1 protein-coding gene is annotated in these 211 nt (G+C 34.6%); it reads left to right on the top strand.

Translation table 11 applies throughout. From position 1 onward, the window contains the following. A partial coding sequence (locus tag GB932_RS21870; protein ID WP_156758903.1) for an aminomethyl-transferring glycine dehydrogenase occupies window positions 1-211 on the top strand: 211 nt, incomplete at both ends.

Raw genomic sequence — 211 nt, 5'->3', positions numbered from 1 at the left:
ACCAGAAAAAAGCAGGAGCTAATAAGTTCTTTATTTCTGACCTTGTGCTTCCTCAAACAGTTTCTGTATTAAAAACAAAAGCTGAAGGATTAGAAATCGAAATCGTAGTGGGAGATCATAAAACTCACCAGTTGGATGCTTCTTATTACGGTATTTTATTACAGTATCCTGGTAAAAACGGAATCGTTTTAGATTATACTGAGGATATCGT

The sequence above is a fragment of the Microbacterium karelineae genome, from assembly GCF_009745985.1.
GTDB classification, from domain to species: Bacteria; Actinomycetota; Actinomycetes; order Actinomycetales; family Microbacteriaceae; genus Microbacterium; species Microbacterium karelineae.
Note: the sequence above shows the minus strand (reverse complement) of the source record. Positions and strands in the feature narration are given on the sequence as shown.